The sequence below is a fragment of the Youngimonas ophiurae (nom. illeg.) genome (genome assembly GCF_049803795.1).
GTDB lineage: Bacteria > Pseudomonadota > Alphaproteobacteria > Rhodobacterales > Rhodobacteraceae > Thalassobius.
The window spans coordinates 14,067-34,010 of the sequence record NZ_JBNAGJ010000004.1; the positions used below are offsets into that span (position 1 = coordinate 14,067).

Here is a 19,944-nt window from a genome sequence, read left to right on the forward strand (position 1 = left end):
TGCGAGGCGTATCAGATCCGCGAGAAGGAGACGACAATGACTGTCTACGATGAAAACTGGGTGGCAAACGAAGAAGCCAAGCGTCAGTACATGGCCGAAAACGGCCTCTATTCGCACGAAGAAGAGCATTCCTCGTGTGGGGTTGGCCTGGTGGTCAGCCTGAATGGCAAACCCAGCCGTCAGGTTGTCGAAAGCGGGATCACCGCGCTCAAGGCAATCTGGCACCGCGGTGCTGTGGACGCTGACGGCAAGACCGGCGATGGCGCGGGTATCCACGTGCAAATCCCTGTGCCCTTCTTCTATGACCAGATCAAACGCACCGGCCATGTGCCCGACCCCAACAGCCTGATGGCTGTGGGTCAGGTGTTCCTGCCGCGCACGGATTTTGGCGCTCAGGAAAAATGCCGGACGATCGTCGAAACCGAAGTGCTGCGCATGGGGCACAAGATTTATGGCTGGCGTCACGTCCCCGTTGATGTGTCCTGCCTGGGTGAAAAAGCCAACGCAACCCGTCCCGAGATCGAACAGATCCTGATTTCGAACGGCAAAGACATCGACGAAGAAGCGTTCGAGCGCGAGCTGTACGTCATCCGTCGCCGCATCGAAAAAGCCGCCGCCGCTGCCGGTGTCGGTCAGCTGTATATCTGTTCGCTGTCCTGCCGCTCGATTATCTACAAGGGCATGATGCTGGCCGAGCAAGTCGCTGAATTCTACCCTGACCTGCTGGACGACCGTTTCGAATCCGCCTTTGCGATCTACCACCAGCGTTATTCCACCAACACCTTCCCGCAGTGGTGGCTGGCGCAGCCGTTCCGCATGTTGGCCCATAACGGTGAGATCAACACGCTGAAGGGCAACGTCAACTGGATGAAGTCGCACGAGATCCGCATGGCCTCGGGTGCGTTCGGCGATCTGGCCGAAGACATCAAGCCGATCATCCCGTCGGGCTCGTCCGACTCGGCTGCGCTGGATGCGGTGTTCGAGGTTCTGGTCCGTGCCGGCCGCAACGCGCCCATGGCGAAAACCATGCTGGTGCCGGAAAGCTGGTCCAAGCAAGCGGTCGAGCTGCCCCAGGCATGGCGCGACATGTATTCCTACTGCAACTCGGTGATGGAGCCCTGGGACGGCCCCGCCGCCCTGGCCATGACCGATGGCCGCTGGGTATGCGGCGGTCTGGACCGTAACGGCCTTCGCCCGATGCGGTACGTCGTGACGGGCGATGGCCTGCTGATCGCCGGGTCCGAGGTGGGCATGGTCCCGACCAACGAATCCACCGTTGTGGAAAAAGGCGCCCTGGGGCCGGGTCAGCTGCTGGCCGTCGATATGGCCGAGGGCAAGTTGTACCACGACGAAGAGATCAAGAACAAACTGGCCGCCAGCCAGCCGTTCGGCGAATGGGTCGGTAAGATCAACGATCTGGATACGGCCCTGTCTGGCCTGACCGAGAAGCCTCTCTTTAGCGGTGCCGACTTGCGCCGCCGCCAGATCGCGGCGGGCTATACCATTGAAGAACTGGAACAAATCCTGGCTCCGATGGCCGAGGACGGCAAAGAAGCGCTGGCCTCGATGGGGGATGACACCCCGTCGGCGGTTCTGTCGAATAAATACCGCCCGCTCAGCCACTTCTTCCGTCAGAACTTCAGCCAGGTGACCAACCCGCCGATCGACTCGTTGCGTGAATACCGCGTGATGAGCCTGAAAACGCGGTTCGGTAATCTGAAAAACGTGCTGGACGAAAGCAGCGCCCAGACCGAAATTCTGGTGCTGGAAAGCCCCTTTGTGGGCAACGCTCAGTTTGACGAGCTGACCCGTCAGTTCAACGCCGATCTGGTGACCATCGACTGTACCTTCCCGGCTGGCGCCGACGAAGAAGCGCTGCATGTCGGCCTGGAGCGCATCCGCGCCGAGGCCGAGGACGCCGTGCGCTCGGGGGCTGGTCATATCGTTCTGACCGACGAACATCAGGGGCAGGATAAGGTCGGGATGCCGATGATTCTGGCCACCAGCGCGGTGCATTCGCATCTGACGCGCAAGGGGCTGCGGACCTTCTGCTCGCTGAATGTGCGCTCGGCGGAATGTATCGACCCGCATTATTTTGCCGTGCTGATCGGCTGCGGGGCGACCGTGGTGAACGCCTATCTGGCCGAGGACAGCCTGGCTGAACGCATCGAGCGCGGCCTGCTGGATGGCACGCTGACGGAAAACGTGCGCCGGTATCGGAACTCGATTGATCAGGGTCTGCTGAAGATCATGGCGAAGATGGGGATTTCGGTGATCTCGTCCTATCGCGGTGGCCTGAACTTCGAAGCCGTGGGCCTGTCGCGCGCCATGTGCGCCGAATATTTCCCCGGTATGACCAGCCGGATTTCGGGGATCGGTGTCCACGGGATTCAGAAAAAAGTGGAAGAGGTCCACGCCCAGGGGTTCCTTGGCGGGCGCGATGTGCTGCCCATCGGGGGCTTCTACAAGGCGCGGAAATCGGGTGAAACTCACGCGTGGGAAGCTCAATCCATGCACCTGATGCAGCAGGCCTGCAACCGTGCCTCGTTCGAGCTGTGGAAACAGTACTCGGCCAAGATGCAGTCCATGCCGCCGATCCACCTGCGTGACCTGCTGGCGATCAAACCGCTGGGCAACCCGGTGCCGATCGAAGAGGTCGAAAGCATCACCGCAATCCGCAAGCGTTTCGTGACCCCCGGCATGTCGCTGGGCGCGCTCAGCCCGGAATCGCACCGGACCTTGTCCATCGCGATGAACCGCATCGGCGCCAAATCGGATTCGGGTGAAGGCGGCGAAAGCCCCGATGATTTCACCCCCGAACCCAATGGCGATAACGCCAGCGCGAAGATCAAGCAGGTGGCCTCGGGCCGTTTCGGTGTGACCGCCGAATACCTGCTGCATTGCGAAGAGCTGGAGATCAAAGTCGCCCAGGGTGCGAAACCCGGCGAGGGCGGCCAGCTGCCCGGCATGAAGGTCACTGACCTGATCGCGAAACTGCGTCACTCGACAAAGGGTGTGACGCTGATCTCGCCGCCGCCGCACCACGATATCTACTCGATCGAGGATCTGGCGCAGCTGATCTATGACCTGAAACAGATCAACCCGCGCTGTAAGGTGACGGTGAAACTGGTGGCGTCCTCGGGCGTTGGCACGATTGCTGCCGGTGTGGCCAAGGCCGAGGCAGACATCATCCTGATCTCGGGCCATAACGGCGGGACGGGGGCGTCGCCCGCGACCTCGATCAAATTCGCGGGTCTGCCCTGGGAAATGGGCCTGACCGAGGCGCATCAGGTTCTGGCGATGAACAACCTGCGCAGCCGTGTGACTCTGCGGACCGATGGTGGCCTGCGCACCGGGCGTGACATCGTGATGGCCGCCATGATGGGTGCCGAGGAATACGGCATCGGCACCGCCGCGCTGATCGCGATGGGCTGTATCATGGTGCGCCAGTGCCAGTCCAACACCTGCCCCGTCGGCGTGTGTACCCAGGACGAGGAACTGCGGGCCAAGTTCACCGGCAATGCGGATAAGGTGGTGAATCTGATCACCTTCTACGCGCAGGAAGTGCGCGAGATTCTGGCCTCGATCGGGGCGCGCAGCCTGGACGAGGTGATCGGCCGTGCCGATCTGCTCAGCCAGGTCAGCCGCGGTAACGCCCACCTGGACGATCTGGATCTGAACCCGCTGCTGCTGACCGTGGATGGCGCCAAGGACATCGTTTACGACCGCTACAAAGATCGCAACGCTGTGCCCGATACGCTGGACGCGGAAATCGTGCGCGATGCGCATCGCTTCCTAGAAGATGGCGAGAAAATGCAGCTGTCCTATGCCGTGCAGAACACGCACCGCACCGTGGGCACGCGTACCTCCAGCCATATCGTGCAGAACTTCGGGATGCGCAACGCGCTGCAACCGGATCATCTGACGGTGAAACTGACGGGCTCGGCCGGGCAGTCGCTGGGGGCTTTTGCCGCCCCCGGTCTGAAGATCGAAGTGTCTGGTGACGCCAACGACTATGTCGGCAAGGGCCTGTCGGGCGGTACTGTCGTGGTGCGTCCGCCGATGCACTCGCCGCTGGTGGCCAGCGATAACACGATCATCGGCAACACGGTTCTGTATGGCGCGACCGATGGTTACCTGTTTGCCGCCGGCCGCGCGGGCGAGCGTTTCGCCGTCCGCAACTCGGGTGCGAAGGTGGTGATCGAGGGCTGTGGCTCCAACGGTTGTGAATACATGACCGGCGGGATTGCGGTGATCCTGGGCTCTATCGGGGCGAACTTCGGGGCGGGTATGACGGGCGGTATGGCCTATCTGTATGATCCGAACGGTGATGCCGCCGACATGATGAACATGGAAACGCTGGTAACCTGCCCCGTGACCGTGGACCATTGGGAGGCCGAGCTGAAAGGCCTGATCGAACGCCATGTTGCCGAAACCGGCAGCCGCAAGGCCGCAGATATTTTGCAGCATTGGGACATGGAAAAGGGCAACTTCATGCAGGTGTGCCCCAAAGAGATGCTGGTGCATATCCCGCACCCGCTGAGCCTGGAGGATACGGCGGTTCCGGCCGAGTAACCCCCCGGTTGATCTTCGTGGAAAGGCGTCCTTCGGGGCGCCTTTTTGCTTTTCGGGGTGATGTGGCGCGAATCCCTTTTCAGCACGGCGCCCGCCGCCTATAGCTGGGCCGTGGCCAAGACGAAAAAAACACCCGCCAAGAAGGCACCTGCGCGCAAGTCTCAGCGCAAACCCGCGCCCAAGCGCGAGATACTGCCGGTGCGTCCGGCGCTTGGGTTTTTGCGCTGGTGCGCGCGCGGGTTTGCGATGTTTCTGGTGCTGCTGTTTTTGTGGGTCGTTGTCTATTCCATCGTGAACCCGCCCACGACGCTGTATATCTGGCAGGAAAAGGCGCGCCTGGGCGAGGTGGATCGCCAATGGGTCCGGATGGAGGAAATCGCCCCGGTCATGAAGCGCTCGGTTGTGGCGGCCGAGGACGTCAATTTTTGCCTGCATGGCGGGTTCGATATTGCGGCCATCCGCGCCGCGATTGCCGAGGGCGGAAACCGCGGGGCCTCGACCCTGACGCAGCAAGTGGTCAAGAACGTGTTCCTCTGGCATGGGCGCAGTTACCTTCGCAAAGCGCTGGAGGCGCTGATCACGCCGATGGTGGAGCTGGTCTGGTCCAAAGAGCGGATCCTTGAGGTATATCTGAACGTGGCCGAGTTCGATCAGGGCATTTTCGGGGTGGAACCTGCGGCGCGGCATTACTTTGGTGTGGGGCCCGATGCGCTGACCCCGTTACAGGCCGCGCGACTGGCAGCGGTGCTGCCCTCGCCCAAGGTGCGGTCTGCCTCGCGCCCGAATGAGCTGATGCGCCGCCGGACCGCCGCCATTCAGGACGGAGCAGCCACGATCCGCGCGGATGACCGATCTGCCTGTTTCGAGGATTGAAAATCCTCCGGCAAGCGGGCATTGAAGGAATATCCTCAACCCAAGAGCACACCCAACCATGGCGCAACTATACCATTTTCCTCTGTCCCCGTTCTGCCGCAAGGTCCGTCTGAGCCTGGCCGAAAAGCGGATCGACGTGAAACTGGAGGAAGAACGCTACTGGGAGCAGGACACCGAATTCCTGCGCCGCAACCCCGCCGGCAAGGTGCCTGTATTGCGTCTGGACGGGAAAATCCTGACCGAAAGCGCGGCAATCTGCGAATATCTTGAGGAACTCTATCCAGATCCGCCGTTGATGCCCAGCGATCCCGAAGGCCGCTATGAGGTGCGTCGCCTGGTCAGTTGGTTTGACGACAAGTTTCATAACGAGGTGACCTCGAAACTGCTGTATGAGCGGGTCAACAAGAAGGTCATGGCGCGCGGCTTTCCCGACAGCGGAAACGTCAAGGCAGGGGCCAAGGCGATCAAATACCATCTGGATTACATGGCCTGGTTGCTGGATCACCGGCGCTGGCTGGCCGGAGACAGCATGACGTTGGCGGATTTCGCAGCTGCGGCGCATCTGTCGTCATTGGACTATATCCGAGACGTGGATTGGAACCGCTCTGAGGTGGTCAAGGATTGGTACGCCAAGATTAAATCCCGCCCGGCGTTTCGCTCGATTCTGGCCGATCAGATTCCCGGCTTTCCGCAGCCGCCGCATTATGCAGATCTGGATTTCTAATCCCGGCCTGCCCCGCATGGGGGCGGTTTCATGCTGAAACAGAGCCTGATTGAACAAGCGCGGGCCGAAGGGTTCGATGCCTGTAAAATCTGCCTGCCAACGGCGATTCCACAAGTGCCCGCGCGTTTGGGGGCTTTTCTGGAAAACGGGTATCACGGGCAGATGGCCTGGATGGAGAAACGCGTGGAATGGCGCGGGAACCCGGCCGCGTTGTGGCCCCAGGCGCGCTCGGTCATTATGCTGGCCGAAAGCTATACGCCGGAGCATGATCCGCTGGATATTCTGCAACAGCCGGACCGGGCCGCGATCTCGGTTTATGCGCAGAACAAGGACTATCACGATCTGGTCAAAAAGCGCCTGAAACGGCTGGCGCGCTGGCTGATCGCCCAGGCGGGCGGCGAGGTGAAAGTATTCGTCGATACCGCCCCCGTTGCAGAAAAACCCTTGGGGCAGGCGGCGGGTCTTGGCTGGCAGGGGAAACACACCAATCTGGTCAGCCGCGATCTGGGCAGTTGGTTCTTTCTTGGGTCGATTTTCACCACGCTAGAGCTGCCCGAGGACAGGGCCGAGGTGGATCACTGCGGCTCTTGCACTGCCTGTCAGGACGTCTGCCCGACTGGGGCCTTTCCCGCGCCTTATCAGTTGGATGCCCGGCGCTGCATTTCCTATCTGACTATCGAACATCACGGCCCGGTGCCCGAAGACCTGCGCGGCCTGATGGGCAATCGGATTTATGGCTGCGACGATTGTCTGGCCGCCTGTCCATGGAACAAATTCGCAATCGAGGCACGTGAAATCCGGTATGGCGCGCGGCCCGAGCTGCTGTCTCCGGATTTGGCGGCGTTGGCTGTGTTGGATGACACAGGGTTTCGTGCGTTTTTCAGCGGCTCTCCGATCAAGCGGATCGGGCGGGATAGATTCGTGCGTAACGTCTTGTATGCCATAGGGAATTCGGGGCAGCCACGGCTACAGCCCATTGCGCGGGATTTGTGCCAGGATCCGGATGCCACGGTGGCGGATGCGGCAAGATGGGCGGTGAAGCGTCTGGATAAAATGTAAAGCACACTTGACTTCTTGGCGAGCATCCGCAATGTAAAGTCAGTTTTACATTTTATCCGAGAGGTCTGCCAATGCGCGCCTATATGCTTGAGTTTACCGGGGCTATTTTCATCTATGCGGCGATGGTTGGCCTGTCTGTCTTTCTGTTTACCCACTACGGGTACGAGGGGCTGTGGGTCTCTGTTCTGCCCGTGCCGGCGACTTTCCTGGTGGCCTGGGCGGTTTTGCGGAACATCCGGCGGATGGATGAGATGCAAAAGCAAATCATGGCAGAATCCATCGGGATGGCCTTTGTACTGACGGCGCTGATCACATTCAATTATGGTTTTCTTGAAAGCGCAGGATTTCCACGTCAAAGCGCCTTCTGGGTGTGGGGAATCATGGGGCTGAGCTGGGCGGTATCTCAGGTCATTGTTATGCGCCGTTACCGATGAAAATCACAAATCAGGTACGTGCCTTGCGCCGAGACAAAGGGTGGACGCAGGCAGATCTGGCGGCCGCATGTGGCGTGTCGCGCCAGACCATCGTCGCCATCGAGAAACGCCGCTACGATCCCAGCCTGTCCCTGGCCTTTCAGATCGCGCGTGCATTCGCAGTACGGGTTGAGGACGTGTTTCACCCGGAGCCGCCTGATGGCACGAATCCGTGAGCACCCTTTGCATTTCTTACGTCTGGCCCATCTAATGGGCAAAACCAAACGGAGGACACCATGCCAAAATACGAGCGGAACCCGGATGTCATCGCGGCCCTGACGCCCGAACAGCATTGGGTGACTCAGGAAAACGGAACAGAACGGCCGGGGACGGGCGTGCTGCTAAACAATAAGGCTCCGGGGATTTATGTGGATATTGTCAGTGGCGAGCCGCTGTTTGCCTCGGGGGATAAATATGAATCCGGGTGCGGCTGGCCCAGTTTTACAAAGCCGATCGAGCCCGCTCATATCGCCGAGCTGCACGACACCACCCATGGCATGATCCGAACCGAGGTGCGCTCGGCCCATGGAGACAGTCACCTGGGGCACGTGTTTCCGGATGGGCCGCCTGATCGCGGGGGGCTGCGTTATTGCATCAACTCGGCCAGTCTGCGGTTTATTCATCGCGATGACATGCAGGCCGAGGGCTACGGCGATTATCTGAACCAGGTGGAGGACGTGTAATGGCAGAAGAACGCGCTGTTCTGGCAGGCGGGTGTTTCTGGGGAATGCAGGAATTGATCCGGCACCAGCCGGGCGTGTTGCGCACCCGTGTCGGATACACCGGCGGGGACGTGCCCAACGCGACCTATCGCAATCACGGCACCCACGCCGAGGGGATCGAGATCATTTTCGACCCGGCGAAAACCTCGTATCGGGCGCTGCTGGAGTTCTTTTTTCAGATCCACGACCCGACCACACTGAACCGTCAGGGCAATGATCTGGGGATGTCGTATCGGTCTGCGATTTACTATGTGGATGCGGCGCAGAAAGCCTGTGCCATCGACACGATTCAGGATGTCGAGGCCAGCGGTCTGTGGCCCGGCAAAGTCGTGACCGAGGTAGAACCCGTAGGCGATTTCTGGGATGCCGAGCCCGAGCATCAGGATTACCTGCAACGTCTGCCCAATGGCTATACCTGCCATTTCCCACGGCCCGATTGGGTGCTGCCGAAACGCTGAGTTCAGCTGAATTAGAGCCTGAACAAGAGACTGGGCGCCCCATGTGGGACGCCCCTTTCGTTATCAGAAACGGAAGCTGGCGCGCACCTGCGCTGTGGTGGCCTCGACATCCGTGCCCGAACCGTTGAAATCCCCGAAATCGTGGTACAGAATCTCTCCGCCGACGGTCATGTTATCGGTCAGTTTGTGCTCATAGCCGATACCGGCGAAATAGCCTTCGTCGCTGCCCAGCGTGTCAATCTCGGCGCGGGCTGCACCGGCGGTGGCATAGACCAGGCCCGGCCCGGTGTCATAGCCCGCGCGCAGTTTCAGACGCGCCAGGTTTTCCAGCGTGTTGCCGCCTGCGTCGATCTCTGCCCAGTCGTAATCCACACCGGCCCCCAGCACCCAAGAGCCAAAGTCATAGTCATACCCCAGGGTCAGACCACCGATCAGATCGTCGCCGGAAATATCGCCCGACACGTCGCCCCAGCCGATCTGACCACCGACATAGCCGCCGGTCCAATCCCCGGTCAGCGGCACCGCGACAGGCGTTTCAATAGCAGGCTGCGCGGGGGCTGGCTCGGGCGAGCCGGCGAGCGCGGGGGCGGCGATCAGGGTGGCGCCGACGGTGCCCATCAGGACGGATTTGAGTGTCATTTTCGTTCCTTTCAACTGCCTCCGGCGCCGCGACATTGCGGCACCGTTATTGCTGTAACGGGCCAGATAAGAGTTCCGTCGCAGAAGTGGAGAGACAGCCGAAAGGTCGGCAAAGGCTGGCTGAAACCAGCCCGAACGGGTGGCAAAGTCTGGCCGACAGGGCGGCACGGGTCATCACAACTCAGAGAGATGATCCAAACAGGCCGCCATGTGCCTCGCGCAGCGCTTTTTTCTGGACTTTGCCCATGGTGTTGCGCGGGAGCTCGGGCAGGAAAAGGATCTTTTTGGGCTGTTTGAACTTGGCCAGCCGGGCCGAGGTGACGGTCTCGATCTGGTCCGCGCTCAGCCCAGGGTCAGAGGCGACGACAATGGCCACCACGGCCTCGCCGAAGTCACGATGCGGCACGCCGATGACAGCGCTTTCCAGCACGCCGGGGATGTCGTCGATCAGGCTCTCCAGCTCTTTGGGGTAGACGTTGAACCCGCCGGTGATGATCAGATCCTTGGCGCGGCCCACGATGGTGACATAGCCATCCGCATCGCGCGTGGCCAGATCTCCGGTGATGAACCAGCCGTCGGGGCGCAGTTCTTCGGCGGTTTTTTCCGGCATCTGCCAGTAGCCCTGAAAGACGTTATCGCCGCGCACCTCGATCACGCCGATCTTACCCTGGGCGACTTCGGCCCCGTCGTCCATGATGCGCAGTTCCACACCGGGCAAAGGGAAGCCCACGGTGCCCGCGCGGCGTTCCGCGTCATAGGGGTTGGAGGTGGACATGTTGGTTTCCGTCATCCCATAGCGTTCCAGAATGCGGTGGCCAGTGCGCTGTTCCCATTGCTCATGCGTGTCCACCAGCAGCGGCGCCGAGCCCGAGATGAAAAGGCGCATATTTCGAGCCTGTTCCAGCGTCAAACGCGGATTATCCAGCAGACGGGTATAGAAGGTGGGCACGCCCATCAGCGCGGTTGCCGAGGGCATGGCGTCCAGAATGGCCTGTGCGTCGAACTTGGGCAGGAACACAACCGAGGCCCCGGATAGCAGTGCCACATTGGTGGCCACGAACAGGCCGTGCGTGTGAAAAATCGGCAGCGCGTGGATCAGCACGTCATCGGGGGTAAAGCGCCACAGCTGACGCAGGGATTCCGAATTCGAGGCCAGGTTCTTATGGCTGAGCATCGCGCCTTTGGATCGGCCCGTGGTCCCCGAGGTATAAAGAATTGCGGCCAGATCATCAGCTTCGCGAGCGGCGGGGCGGAAGACCGCATCCAGCGCTGGCAGATCGGCGGTCAGCGTTCCGGCTCCGTCCTGATCCAGCGTGAGAACAGTGGCGTCCCCAGCCAGCGATGACAGCTCGTCCAGCCGCGCGGGATCGCAGACCAGCACGCGGGGGGTGGCATCAGTGATGAAATAGGCAACCTCGGGGCCGGTGTAGGCGGTGTTCAGCGGCAGAAACACTCCGCCCGCCAGCACGGTGCCCAGATAAAGCTGCACGGCCTCCAGCGTTTTTTCCACCTGCACGGCCACACGATCCCCCGGCAGCAGCCCAAGCGCCTGCAGCTTCTGCGCCATTTGCTGCGCACCGGCGAACAGCTGCGCATAGGTGACATCCGGCAGGCCAGGCCGCGTGGCGAACACCTTGTCCGGGGTGCTGTCGGCTGCATGAGACAAACGGCTGACGAGGTAATTCGAGGGATACATGCGCGGGCCTTCCAGTGATCAACGTCCAAAGCGCTACGGTTTTGGCACAGATTTCCCCAAGATCAAGGGCTTTGCCCGGATTGACCTTTGCTGCGGATCGGCGCAGCATTCGATTAACATGCGAAGGGAAATCCAATGCAGCCGCTGACCGGGATCGCGCTGAAGCTTTGTTCAGTGCTGATGTTCATCTCCATGGCCTCTTTGATCAAGGCAACGTCGGATCATGTGCCGGCCGGGCAGGCGGTGTTCTTTCGCTCGCTTTTCGCGGTGCCGGTGATCCTGGCGTGGCTGACGATCCGCGGGGATTTGCGGACAGGCCTAAGGGTGAAATCCCCCATGGCGCATTTCTGGCGCGGGTTCGTGGGGACGGCGGCGATGGGTATGATGTTTGCCGGGCTTGGCCTGTTGCCCCTGCCCGAGGTAACCGCGCTGGGCTATGCCGCGCCGCTGCTGACGGTGGTTTTCGCGGCGATGTTTCTGGGGGAAACGGTGGGCGTATTCCGCCTGGCCTCGGTTGCGCTGGGGCTGAGCGGAGTGTTGATCATCCTGGCCCCGCGCCTGACCCTGCTGTCCGAGGAAACCGTGCAGATGGCCCAGGCCGTTGGCGCTGTTCTGACGCTGATGGGGGCGGTCTGTGCGGCATTGGCGCAGATCTACATTCGCAAGCTTGTCCAGTCCGAGCAGACCTCGGCCATTGTGTTCTATTTTTCGCTGACTTCGACCCTGTTGTCGCTGCTGACGCTGCCTTTTGGCTGGGTGTTGCCCGCCCCGCGCGAGGCGCTGTTGCTGATCGTTGCCGGGCTGCTGGGCGGGATGGGGCAGATTTTCCTGACTTCGGCCTATCGGTTTGCGGGGGCCTCGGTGGTGGCACCGTTCGATTATGCCTCGATGGTGTTCGCGCTATTGATCGGCTATTTCATCTTTGCCGAAACACCCACCACGCAGATGCTGCTGGGCGCTGCGATTGTGATTGCTGCCGGGGTTCTGATCATCCTGCGCGAGGGGCATCTGGGGCTGAAACGGTCCAAGGCGCGCTCGGGGATCACGCCGCAGGGTTAGTGGCCCAGCAGGCGGGCCGCCGCATAACCCGGTGCCATCAATGCCCGCCGATACCGCCCCAAAGGCATGGCTTTGGGGACATCGCGCATCAAGGCCGGATAGTGCGGCCCGGCCTCCTGCTCCAAGGTCAGCCGCGCCAGGATTGCGCCGGCCTGCGTGCCCATCGCCACCCCGTTCCCGTGATAGCCAAACCCGGTGAAAGCACCGGGCATTTCGGGGATCGCGCCCACGTAAGGGGACAGGTTCGGAGTAAAAGCCAGAACGCCATTCCAGCCATAGGGCGTTTCCACGTGGCGCCAGAAGGGAAAGGCCTGCTCGAACTGGCGGCGGGTGCGTGCGCGCATCGACTGAAACGCGCGCTGGCCAGTGAAATAGCCGCCGCGCATCCCAAAGAGGAACCGTTTGTTCGGCATCAGGCGGAAATAATGCAGGAAAGTCGACTCGGTATAGGCCATCTGGGTGCTGTTCCAGCCGTCGGCGATTTCTGTATCGGTCAGCGGACGAGTGACCAGGACATTGGATTGCAGCGGCATGAAACGGCTGCGCATCCAGGGCGGCACATCCTCTGAGGAATAGCCGTTCGTGGCAAAGATCACCTTATCCGCGCGCAGACGTCCGGCGGCTGTACCGAGCGTATAGCTGCCATTCTGCCGGGTGACGGACAGCACGGGGCTGTGCCCATGAATGCGCGCGCCCGCGTTTCGCGCGGCGTGGGCCAATCCGTCGGCGTATTTGCGTGGGTTCAGACCGAATCCATGCGGTAGGGTCAGCGCACCATGATACGGCCCGCGCATCCCTAATCCGGGCAGGTCTGCGCGTTCATGCAGGGTGGTGGCAAAGCCATAATCAGTCTCTATTTCAGCCTGATTCTTGCGTAAATGCGCCATGGCCCGCCGGGAATGCGCCAAAATGGTTTCGCCCTCGGAATGGGTTTCGGCGTCAATGTCATGGGTGGTCAGCAGGTTGCGGACCAGCTGGATTGCGGCCAGCTCGGTTGCGCGCCAATGGTGCAGGCCTTCCGGCCCGTGCCGCCTGCGAATGGTCTGAGAGCCAAGCGCAGTGCCACCCAGACAGCAAAACCCTCCGTTCCGGGCCGAGGCCCCCCATCCGGGTGTCTGCGCGTCCAGAACGGTCACCGCGCAGCCCTGAGCAGCCAGATGCAGCGCGGCGGACAGGCCGGTAAACCCCGCGCCGACAATGGCAATCTTTGCGTGCTGATCGCCCTGAAGCTTGTCCAGCCCTTGCAGGCTGGTTGGCCCCCAATAGCAATCGGCAAGGGGGCCGGGCCCATAGGCGAACTGGTCCAGAACGCGTTCCATGGTCAGCCTGCTGCGCGCTCTTCTTGCTGGCGTTGCACCGCCGCGCGTTTCGTTACCAGCGAGGCCGTGATGACCCCCACCGCAACGATCCCGATCATGATGGTCGAGAGAGCGTTAATCTCGGGCGAGACGCCCAGGCGCACGGCGGACCAGATCTTGATCGGCAGGGTGGTGGCCGACGGCCCCGAGGTAAAGGACGCGATCACCAGATCGTCCAGCGACAGGGTAAAGGCCAGCAGCCACCCCGAAATCACCGCCGGCGCAATGATCGGCAGCGTCACCAGGCGGAAGGATTCGAACTGTGTGCAGCCCAGATCCAGCGCGGCCTCTTCCAGGGATTTATCGAAACTGACCAGCCGCGAGGACACCACCACCGACACATAGCACATCGAGAAAGTCGTATGCGCCAGAATAATGGTGACGATGCCGCGGTCCAGGCCAATCCCGATGAACAGCAGCAGCAAGGACAGGCCGGTGATTACCTCGGGCATCACCAGCGGGGCATAGATCATGCCGGAAAACAGCGTGCGCCCATGGAACCGCCCCGCGCGGACCAGCACATAGGCGGCCATCGTTCCCAGGGCCGTCGCGATGGTCGAGCTGACAACGGCTACTTGCAGCGTGACCCAGGCGGCTTCGAGGAAGGCATCGTTGTTCAGCAGCTCGCCATACCATTTGGTGCTGAATCCGGCCCAGACAGTGACCAGTTTCGACGCGTTGAAGCTGTAGATCACCAGAATGACCATCGGCAGATACAGAAATGCAAAGCCAAGCGTCAGCGAGGTGGCATTAAACCAAGTGAAACGTCTCATTAGCCCTTCTCCCGCTCTTTTTGTTCGTTCCGCTGGAACAGGATGATCGGAATGATCAGGATCAGCAGCAAGACGACCGCCACGGCGCTGGCGACAGGCCAGTCACGGTTGGCCGAGAACTCTTCCCACAGAACCTTGCCCACCATCAGCGTGCCGGACCCACCCAAAAGCGAGGGGATGACAAACTCGCCAATCGTGGGGATGAACACCAGGAAACAGCCCGCGATGATGCCGCTTTTGGACAGTTGGATCGTCACCAGCCAGAACGCCGACAGACGCGAACAGCCCAGATCCTCGGCGGCCTCCAGCAGCGACCCGTCCAGCTTTTCCAGCGCCGAATAGATCGGCAGGATCATGAAAGGCAGATAGGTGTAAACGATGCCGATGTAGACGGCGGTATTGGTGTTCAGGATGGTCAGCGGCTCGGATATCAGGCCGGTCCACATCAGGAACTGGTTCAGGAAACCCTCTTTTGACAGGATGCCCATCCACGAATAAACGCGGATCAGAAAGCTGGTCCAGAATGGCAGGATCACCAGCATCATCAGCGTGGGGCGCCATTCATCGGGGGCCATCGCCATGCCATAGGCAATCGGATAGCCCACCAGCAGCGTCAGCAGCGTCGAGACCACGGCAATTTGCAGACTGGAGACATAGGCCTTCCAATACAGGTCATCCTCGGTCAGCCAGACGAAGTTTTCGAAATCCAGCTGGCTGAAGAAGTCCTTTATCGCGGCCCAGCCGCCGCCCAGATCCAGTGTGGGCGTATAGGGCGGAATGGCCAGCGCGACGTCACTCAGCGAGATTTTCAACACGATCACAAAGGGGATCAGGAACAGCGCCAACAGCCATATATACGGAACAGAGATCAGAAACAGGCGCCGCATGTTATTGCTCCAGTACCGAGCCGGCGGTCAGCGTCCAGCTGAGCCAGACCTCGTCTTCCCAGGTAAAGCCCCGGCGCGACAGGCGGCGGGTGTTGGTGGCCTGCGCCTTGACCATCAGGCCGCCGGGAATTTCAACGTGATAGGTCGAGATATTGCCCAGATAGCCGATGTCGATGATCTTACCTTTGACGGCGTTCACGGCGCCTTCGGGCTTTTCGGCGGAAATGCTGATTTTCTCGGGCCGGATCGCGACAAAGGCGGTTTGCCCGTCCACAAGCGTGCGGCTGGTCTGGGCATGAATAGGGGGCTGATCGGCGTGCCATTTGATGTCATACCCGTCCGGGCCGGTTGGCGTGGCCGTGCCTTGAATGATGTTCACGTCCCCAATGAAATCAGCCACATAGACCGAGTTCGGCTCTTCATAGATATTCGCGGGGGTGGCGACCTGCATGATGCGGCCCTCGTCCATGACGGCAACGCGGCTGGCGACGGTCATGGCCTCTTCCTGGTCGTGGGTGACGATCACAAAGGTGGTGCCGGTTTTTTCCTGAATGTCCATCAGCTCGAACTGGGTTTCTTCGCGCAGTTTGCGGTCCAGCGCGCCCAGGGGTTCGTCCAGCAGCAGCAGTTTCGGCGCGCGCGCCAGCGATCGCGCCAGGGCCACACGCTGACGCTGCCCGCCCGAGATCTGGTGCGGCTTGCGTTTGGCGAATTTGGACAGGCGGGTCAGGCGCAGCATTTCCTCGACCCGCGTGTTGATCTGATCTTTTGGCATTTTCTGCCGCTTTAGCCCAAAGGCGATATTGTCCCAGATCGAAAGATGCGGGAACAATGCGTAGGACTGGAACATCATGTTCACCGCGCGTTCATTCGGCGGTACCTGTGCCATGTCCTGCCCGGCGATGATGATCTGCCCGGTCGTGGGGGTTTCAAAGCCAGCCAGCATCCGCATCATGGTGGTTTTCCCGCAGCCCGACGGCCCCAGTAGCGCAAAAAATTCGCGCTCGTAGATGTCTTGGGTCAGGTTGTCGATGGCGGTGAAATCGCCAAACCGTTTGGTCACGCTTTTGAACTGAATCAGAGGCGTTTCGGTTTGGTCTTCCCAGGGGGCGAATACGGTTTCGGTCATGTCAGTCTCTACACATAAAAAGGGCCCGCGCCATGACAGCGCGGGCCGGTACAGGCGTTTCTTAGGTGCCCGATTTGATCTTGGTCCACAGGCGGGTCACGGTGCGCTGAACCTTCTGCGGGTAGGGGCCTTTGATATAGGTGTTCGCCATGGCCTCGGCGCTGGGATAGATCGCCGGATCGCCAATCACGTCTTCCTCAAGGAATTCCTGCGAGGCCTTGTTGCCGTTGGCGTAGTAGACATAGTTCGACGCTGCGGCCATGTTGTTTGCGTCCAGAATGAAGTTCAGGAACTTATGCGCCGCTTCGGGGTTGGGGGCGTCGGCGGGAACGGCCATCTGGTCAAACCACATCAGGGCGCCTTCGGACGGGGCGTTATAGGCGATCTCGACACCATTGTCGGCCTCGTCCGCGCGGTCACGCGCTTGCAGGATGTCACCCGACCAGCCGACGGCCACGCAGATATCACCATTGGCCAGCGCGTTGATATATTCCGAGCTGTGGAACTTCTGCACATAGGGGCGCACGCCGACGAACAGCGCTTCGACCTTGCTGAACGCGTCCTTATCGTGGCTGTTGGGATCTTCACCCAGATAGGTCAGCGCGGCGGGGATCATCTCGTCCGGGGCGTCCAGGAAATGCACGCCGCAGGCGCTGAGCTTTTCCATGTTGACCGGGTCGAACACCAAAGACAACGAGTCGATCGGCGCATCGTCTCCCAGTATCTCTTTGACCTTGCCGACATTCACGCCGATCCCGGTGGTGCCCCACATGTAGTTGATCGAGTAAGCATTGTCGGGGTCGAACCGCGCGGTGCGATCCTGGATCGTGTCCCACAGATTGCCGATGTTGGACAGCTTGGCGGTGTCCAGTTTCTGGAACACGCCCGCCTGGATCTGGCGTTGCAGGAACGAGCCGGTCGGAACCACGACATCATAGCCCGAGCCCCCTGCCAGCAGCTTGGTTTCCAGCACTTCGTTACTGTCGAACACGTCGTAGATCAGCTTGATGCCGGTCTCTTCTTCGAATTTGGTCAGCAGGCCTTCGTCGATGTAGTCGGACCAGTTGTAGACGCGGACTTCTTCGGCATTGGCCATGCCGGCGCACAGGGCGGCGATGGCTGTCACGGATAGCAGGCAGTTCTTCATTTTCTTTCTCCCCTTGGATTCCCGGTGGTTTTTCTCCGGTCTATCCAAATTTGATCAAAAAATGCCCGTCAAGGCAATATGGTAATGTTTCCACGGGTCATTTAAACTCGCAACAAATGGATGAAAGCCAATGCGGAGAAAAAAGGCAGCATGGATGGGGACGCCCAAAAAACCGCCACTAAAGAAACCGGCAAAGCGCGGCTTCCTGCGCATGAGGTGATCTATCGTAAATTGCGTGAACAGATTCTCTTCGGAGAGATTGCGCCGGGGCAACCCGTTACCATTCAGGGGCTGACCGGAAGCCTGGAGGCCGGGATGACGCCGGTGCGCGAGGCGATCCGGCGGCTGACGGCCGAGGGTGCGCTGAAATTCCAGGGCAATCGCCGGGTCATCGTGCCGCCTCTGACGGCCGAGAATATATCGGAAATTATATATGCAAGGCAATGGCTTGAGTCCCATATGGGCCTGCGCGCAACCGAGCGTGCAACGCCCGAGGATCTGTCGGTTCTGACCGAGCTGGACGCGGCCCTGGATGCCGCAATCGCACGCGGTGATCTGCGCGGTTATCTGGAGTATAACTATCGGTTCCACGCCAAGATTTACGAACTGGCCGATGCCCCGATTCTGGCCACCATGGCCGAGGGACTCTGGCTGCGCTTCGGCCCCTCTCTGAGGGTGGTGTGCGGGCGGCTGGGGACCCAGAATTTGCCGGATCGTCACAAGGATCTGCTGGGGGCCATGCGGACCGGAGACGCAGAGGCCGCAGCGCGTGCCTGTCGCGAAGACATGCTGCAAGGAATGGAGCAAGTGCGGGACATGTTGCAGCCGCAGACCGAATTAAACTGATTCGATTGACACGCAAAAATTTGATCATATTGTGAATGAACGCGGCCAGTTCACAGTCTGGCCGTGATTCGCCATTTCGAACGACGAGGCCTGGGATGACCATCATCAGCAATCATATGCCCACCGAAGAATTGCAAAAACTGGATGCGGCGCATCATATGCACCCGTTCACGACCCAGGATGAGCTGGCCGCAAAAGGCGCGCGTATCATCACGCGGGCCGATGGGGTCTGGGTGCACGACAGTGAGGGCAACCAGATCATCGACGGGATGGCCGGGCTGTGGTGTGTAAACATCGGCTATGGCCGCCAGCGCCTGGCCGATGTCGCCGCGCGCCAGATGGCTGAACTGCCCTATTACAACACGTTCTTCATGACGACACACGTGCCCGCGATCGCGCTGAGCCAGAAACTGGCCGAAATCGCGCCGGGCGATCTGAACCATGTGTTCTATGCGGGCTCGGGGTCCGAGGCAAATGACACGAATTTGCGTATGGTGCGGACCTATTGGGCGCAGAAGGGCAAGCCCTCGAAGCGGATCGTCATCAGCCGGAAAAATGCCTATCACGGCTCGACGGTTGCGGCCGGTTCCCTGGGCGGGATGAGCGGAATGCACGCGCAGGGCGGGCTGCCGATCCCCGACATCCACCACATTGATCAGCCTAACTGGTGGGCCGAAGGCGCAGACATGTCCCCTGCGGAATTTGGCCTGGAACGTGCTCGCCAGCTGGAGCAAGCCATCCATGAGCTGGGCGAAGACAATGTTGCCGCCTTTATCGCCGAACCCGTGCAGGGGGCTGGCGGTGTGATCGTGCCGCCCGAAACCTACTGGCCCGAAATCAAGCGCATTTGCGACCAGTACGATATTCTGCTGATCGCGGACGAGGTGATCTGTGGCTTCGGTCGGACCGGCAATTGGTTTGGCAGCGAAACCGTGGGCTGGACTCCGGACATCATGACCATCGCCAAGGGCCTGTCCTCGGGCTATCAGCCGATTGGTGGCTCGATCGTCAGCGATGAAATTGCCGCTGTCATTGGCGCGTGCGAATTCAATCACGGCTATACCTACAACGCCCATCCGGTGGCGGCCGCCGTGGCGCTGGAAAACCTGAATATCATGCAGGAAGAGAAAATCGTGGATTACGTCCGCGATGACATCGCCCCCTATCTGAAAGAAAAATGGGAAGCCCTGGCCGATCACCCTATGGTGGGCGAGGCCAAGATTGTCGGGATGATGGGCTCGATCGCGCTGACCCCGCATAAGGAAAGCCGCGCGGCCTTTGCCGCCGAGGCCGGGACTGTGGGATATATCTGCCGCGAACGGTGCTTTGCCAACAACCTGATCATGCGTCACGTCGGGGATCGGATGATCATCAGCCCGCCCCTGGTGATTTCGCGCGAGGAAGTGGACACGCTGATCGACCGCGCGGTGAAGTCGCTTGACGAAGGGTTGGCTCGCGTTAAAGATGAGGGATTGTGGGAGGCAGCACCCTAAGCACGCAATTCCTGCTTCCCAAGACAAAGGAGC

The 19,944-nt window shown here is 60.6% G+C and carries 18 protein-coding genes; 11 read left to right on the forward strand and 7 right to left on the reverse strand.

Features of this window, described 5'->3' with window-relative positions; genetic code table 11:
- Positions 1-36 precede the first annotated feature (36 nt).
- From gltB to msrA, 8 genes are all read left to right on the forward strand, one after another.
- Positions 37-4,575, forward strand: a complete 4,539-nt coding sequence (gltB, locus tag ACP15O_RS09935) for a glutamate synthase large subunit (protein WP_425095937.1) — start codon at positions 37-39, stop codon at positions 4,573-4,575.
- Positions 4,576-4,635: 60 nt separating this feature from the next.
- Positions 4,636-5,448 (forward strand): monofunctional biosynthetic peptidoglycan transglycosylase, encoded by an 813-nt coding sequence (mtgA, locus tag ACP15O_RS09940; RefSeq protein ID WP_425095938.1) that lies wholly within the window; start codon positions 4,636-4,638, stop codon positions 5,446-5,448.
- Between the two features lie 58 nt (positions 5,449-5,506).
- Positions 5,507-6,172, forward strand: a complete 666-nt coding sequence (gene fzlA / locus ACP15O_RS09945) for an FtsZ-binding protein FzlA (RefSeq protein WP_425095940.1) — start codon at positions 5,507-5,509, stop codon at positions 6,170-6,172.
- A 30-nt stretch (positions 6,173-6,202) separates the two neighbouring features.
- Positions 6,203-7,231 carry a tRNA epoxyqueuosine(34) reductase QueG gene (queG, locus tag ACP15O_RS09950; RefSeq protein WP_425095941.1) on the forward strand — a complete coding sequence of 343 codons (1,029 nt, stop codon included), beginning with the start codon at positions 6,203-6,205 and terminating at the stop codon, positions 7,229-7,231.
- Between the two features lie 71 nt (positions 7,232-7,302).
- A complete protein-coding gene (locus tag ACP15O_RS09955) occupies positions 7,303-7,665 on the forward strand; it encodes a hypothetical protein (RefSeq protein ID WP_425095942.1) in 363 nt (120 codons plus the stop codon).
- On the forward strand, positions 7,662-7,880 hold the full coding sequence (locus ACP15O_RS09960; protein ID WP_425095943.1) for a helix-turn-helix transcriptional regulator: 219 nt from the start codon (positions 7,662-7,664) through the stop codon (positions 7,878-7,880). The genes ACP15O_RS09955 and ACP15O_RS09960 overlap by 4 nt, the downstream gene beginning before the upstream one ends.
- A 60-nt stretch (positions 7,881-7,940) precedes the next feature.
- A complete protein-coding gene (msrB, locus tag ACP15O_RS09965) occupies positions 7,941-8,387 on the forward strand; it encodes a peptide-methionine (R)-S-oxide reductase MsrB (RefSeq protein WP_425095944.1) in 447 nt (148 codons plus the stop codon).
- A complete protein-coding gene (gene msrA, locus ACP15O_RS09970; protein WP_425095945.1) occupies positions 8,387-8,884 on the forward strand; it encodes a peptide-methionine (S)-S-oxide reductase MsrA in 498 nt (165 codons plus the stop codon). The genes msrB and msrA overlap by 1 nt, the downstream gene beginning before the upstream one ends.
- 63 nt (positions 8,885-8,947) lie before the next feature.
- On the opposite strand, the gene ACP15O_RS09975 is transcribed toward msrA, so the two are convergent.
- Both ACP15O_RS09975 and ACP15O_RS09980 read right to left on the reverse strand, forming a co-directional pair.
- A complete protein-coding gene (locus ACP15O_RS09975) occupies positions 8,948-9,523 on the reverse strand; it encodes an outer membrane protein (protein WP_425095946.1) in 576 nt (191 codons plus the stop codon).
- 181 nt (positions 9,524-9,704) lie between these two features.
- Complete coding sequence (locus tag ACP15O_RS09980) at positions 9,705-11,219, reverse strand: malonate--CoA ligase (protein WP_425095947.1); 1,515 nt, start codon at positions 11,217-11,219, stop codon at positions 9,705-9,707.
- Between the two features lie 135 nt (positions 11,220-11,354).
- On the opposite strand from ACP15O_RS09980, the gene ACP15O_RS09985 reads away from it, so the two are divergent.
- The gene (locus ACP15O_RS09985) at positions 11,355-12,278 is read left to right on the forward strand and encodes a DMT family transporter (RefSeq protein ID WP_425095948.1); all 924 of its coding nucleotides are present in this window, start codon (positions 11,355-11,357) and stop codon (positions 12,276-12,278) included.
- Here the strand turns inward: ACP15O_RS09985 and ACP15O_RS09990 are convergent.
- The 5 genes from ACP15O_RS09990 to ACP15O_RS10010 form a co-directional block, all read right to left on the reverse strand.
- Positions 12,275-13,597, reverse strand: coding sequence for an NAD(P)/FAD-dependent oxidoreductase (locus ACP15O_RS09990; protein ID WP_425095949.1), 1,323 nt, complete (start codon positions 13,595-13,597; stop codon positions 12,275-12,277). The two genes, ACP15O_RS09985 and ACP15O_RS09990, sit on opposite strands and share 4 nt — an antisense overlap.
- A gap of 2 nt (positions 13,598-13,599) precedes the next feature.
- Positions 13,600-14,409 (reverse strand): ABC transporter permease, encoded by an 810-nt coding sequence (locus ACP15O_RS09995; RefSeq protein ID WP_425095950.1) that lies wholly within the window; start codon positions 14,407-14,409, stop codon positions 13,600-13,602.
- On the reverse strand, positions 14,409-15,296 hold the full coding sequence (locus ACP15O_RS10000) for an ABC transporter permease subunit (RefSeq protein WP_425095951.1): 888 nt from the start codon (positions 15,294-15,296) through the stop codon (positions 14,409-14,411). Before ACP15O_RS10000 ends, ACP15O_RS09995 begins: the two co-directional genes overlap by 1 nt.
- A 1-nt stretch (position 15,297) precedes the next feature.
- On the reverse strand, positions 15,298-16,425 hold the full coding sequence (locus ACP15O_RS10005; RefSeq protein ID WP_425095952.1) for an ABC transporter ATP-binding protein: 1,128 nt from the start codon (positions 16,423-16,425) through the stop codon (positions 15,298-15,300).
- 61 nt (positions 16,426-16,486) lie between these two features.
- Positions 16,487-17,572, reverse strand: a complete 1,086-nt coding sequence (locus tag ACP15O_RS10010; RefSeq protein WP_425095953.1) for a polyamine ABC transporter substrate-binding protein — start codon at positions 17,570-17,572, stop codon at positions 16,487-16,489.
- A gap of 150 nt (positions 17,573-17,722) precedes the next feature.
- Here ACP15O_RS10010 and ACP15O_RS10015 point away from each other — a divergent pair, with 150 nt between their 5' ends.
- A complete protein-coding gene (locus tag ACP15O_RS10015) occupies positions 17,723-18,418 on the forward strand; it encodes a GntR family transcriptional regulator (protein ID WP_425095954.1) in 696 nt (231 codons plus the stop codon).
- A 95-nt stretch (positions 18,419-18,513) separates the two neighbouring features.
- Entirely contained in the window at positions 18,514-19,911 is a 1,398-nt protein-coding gene (locus ACP15O_RS10020) for an aspartate aminotransferase family protein (protein ID WP_425095955.1), read from the forward strand.
- The last annotated feature ends 33 nt before the right edge of the window (positions 19,912-19,944 follow it).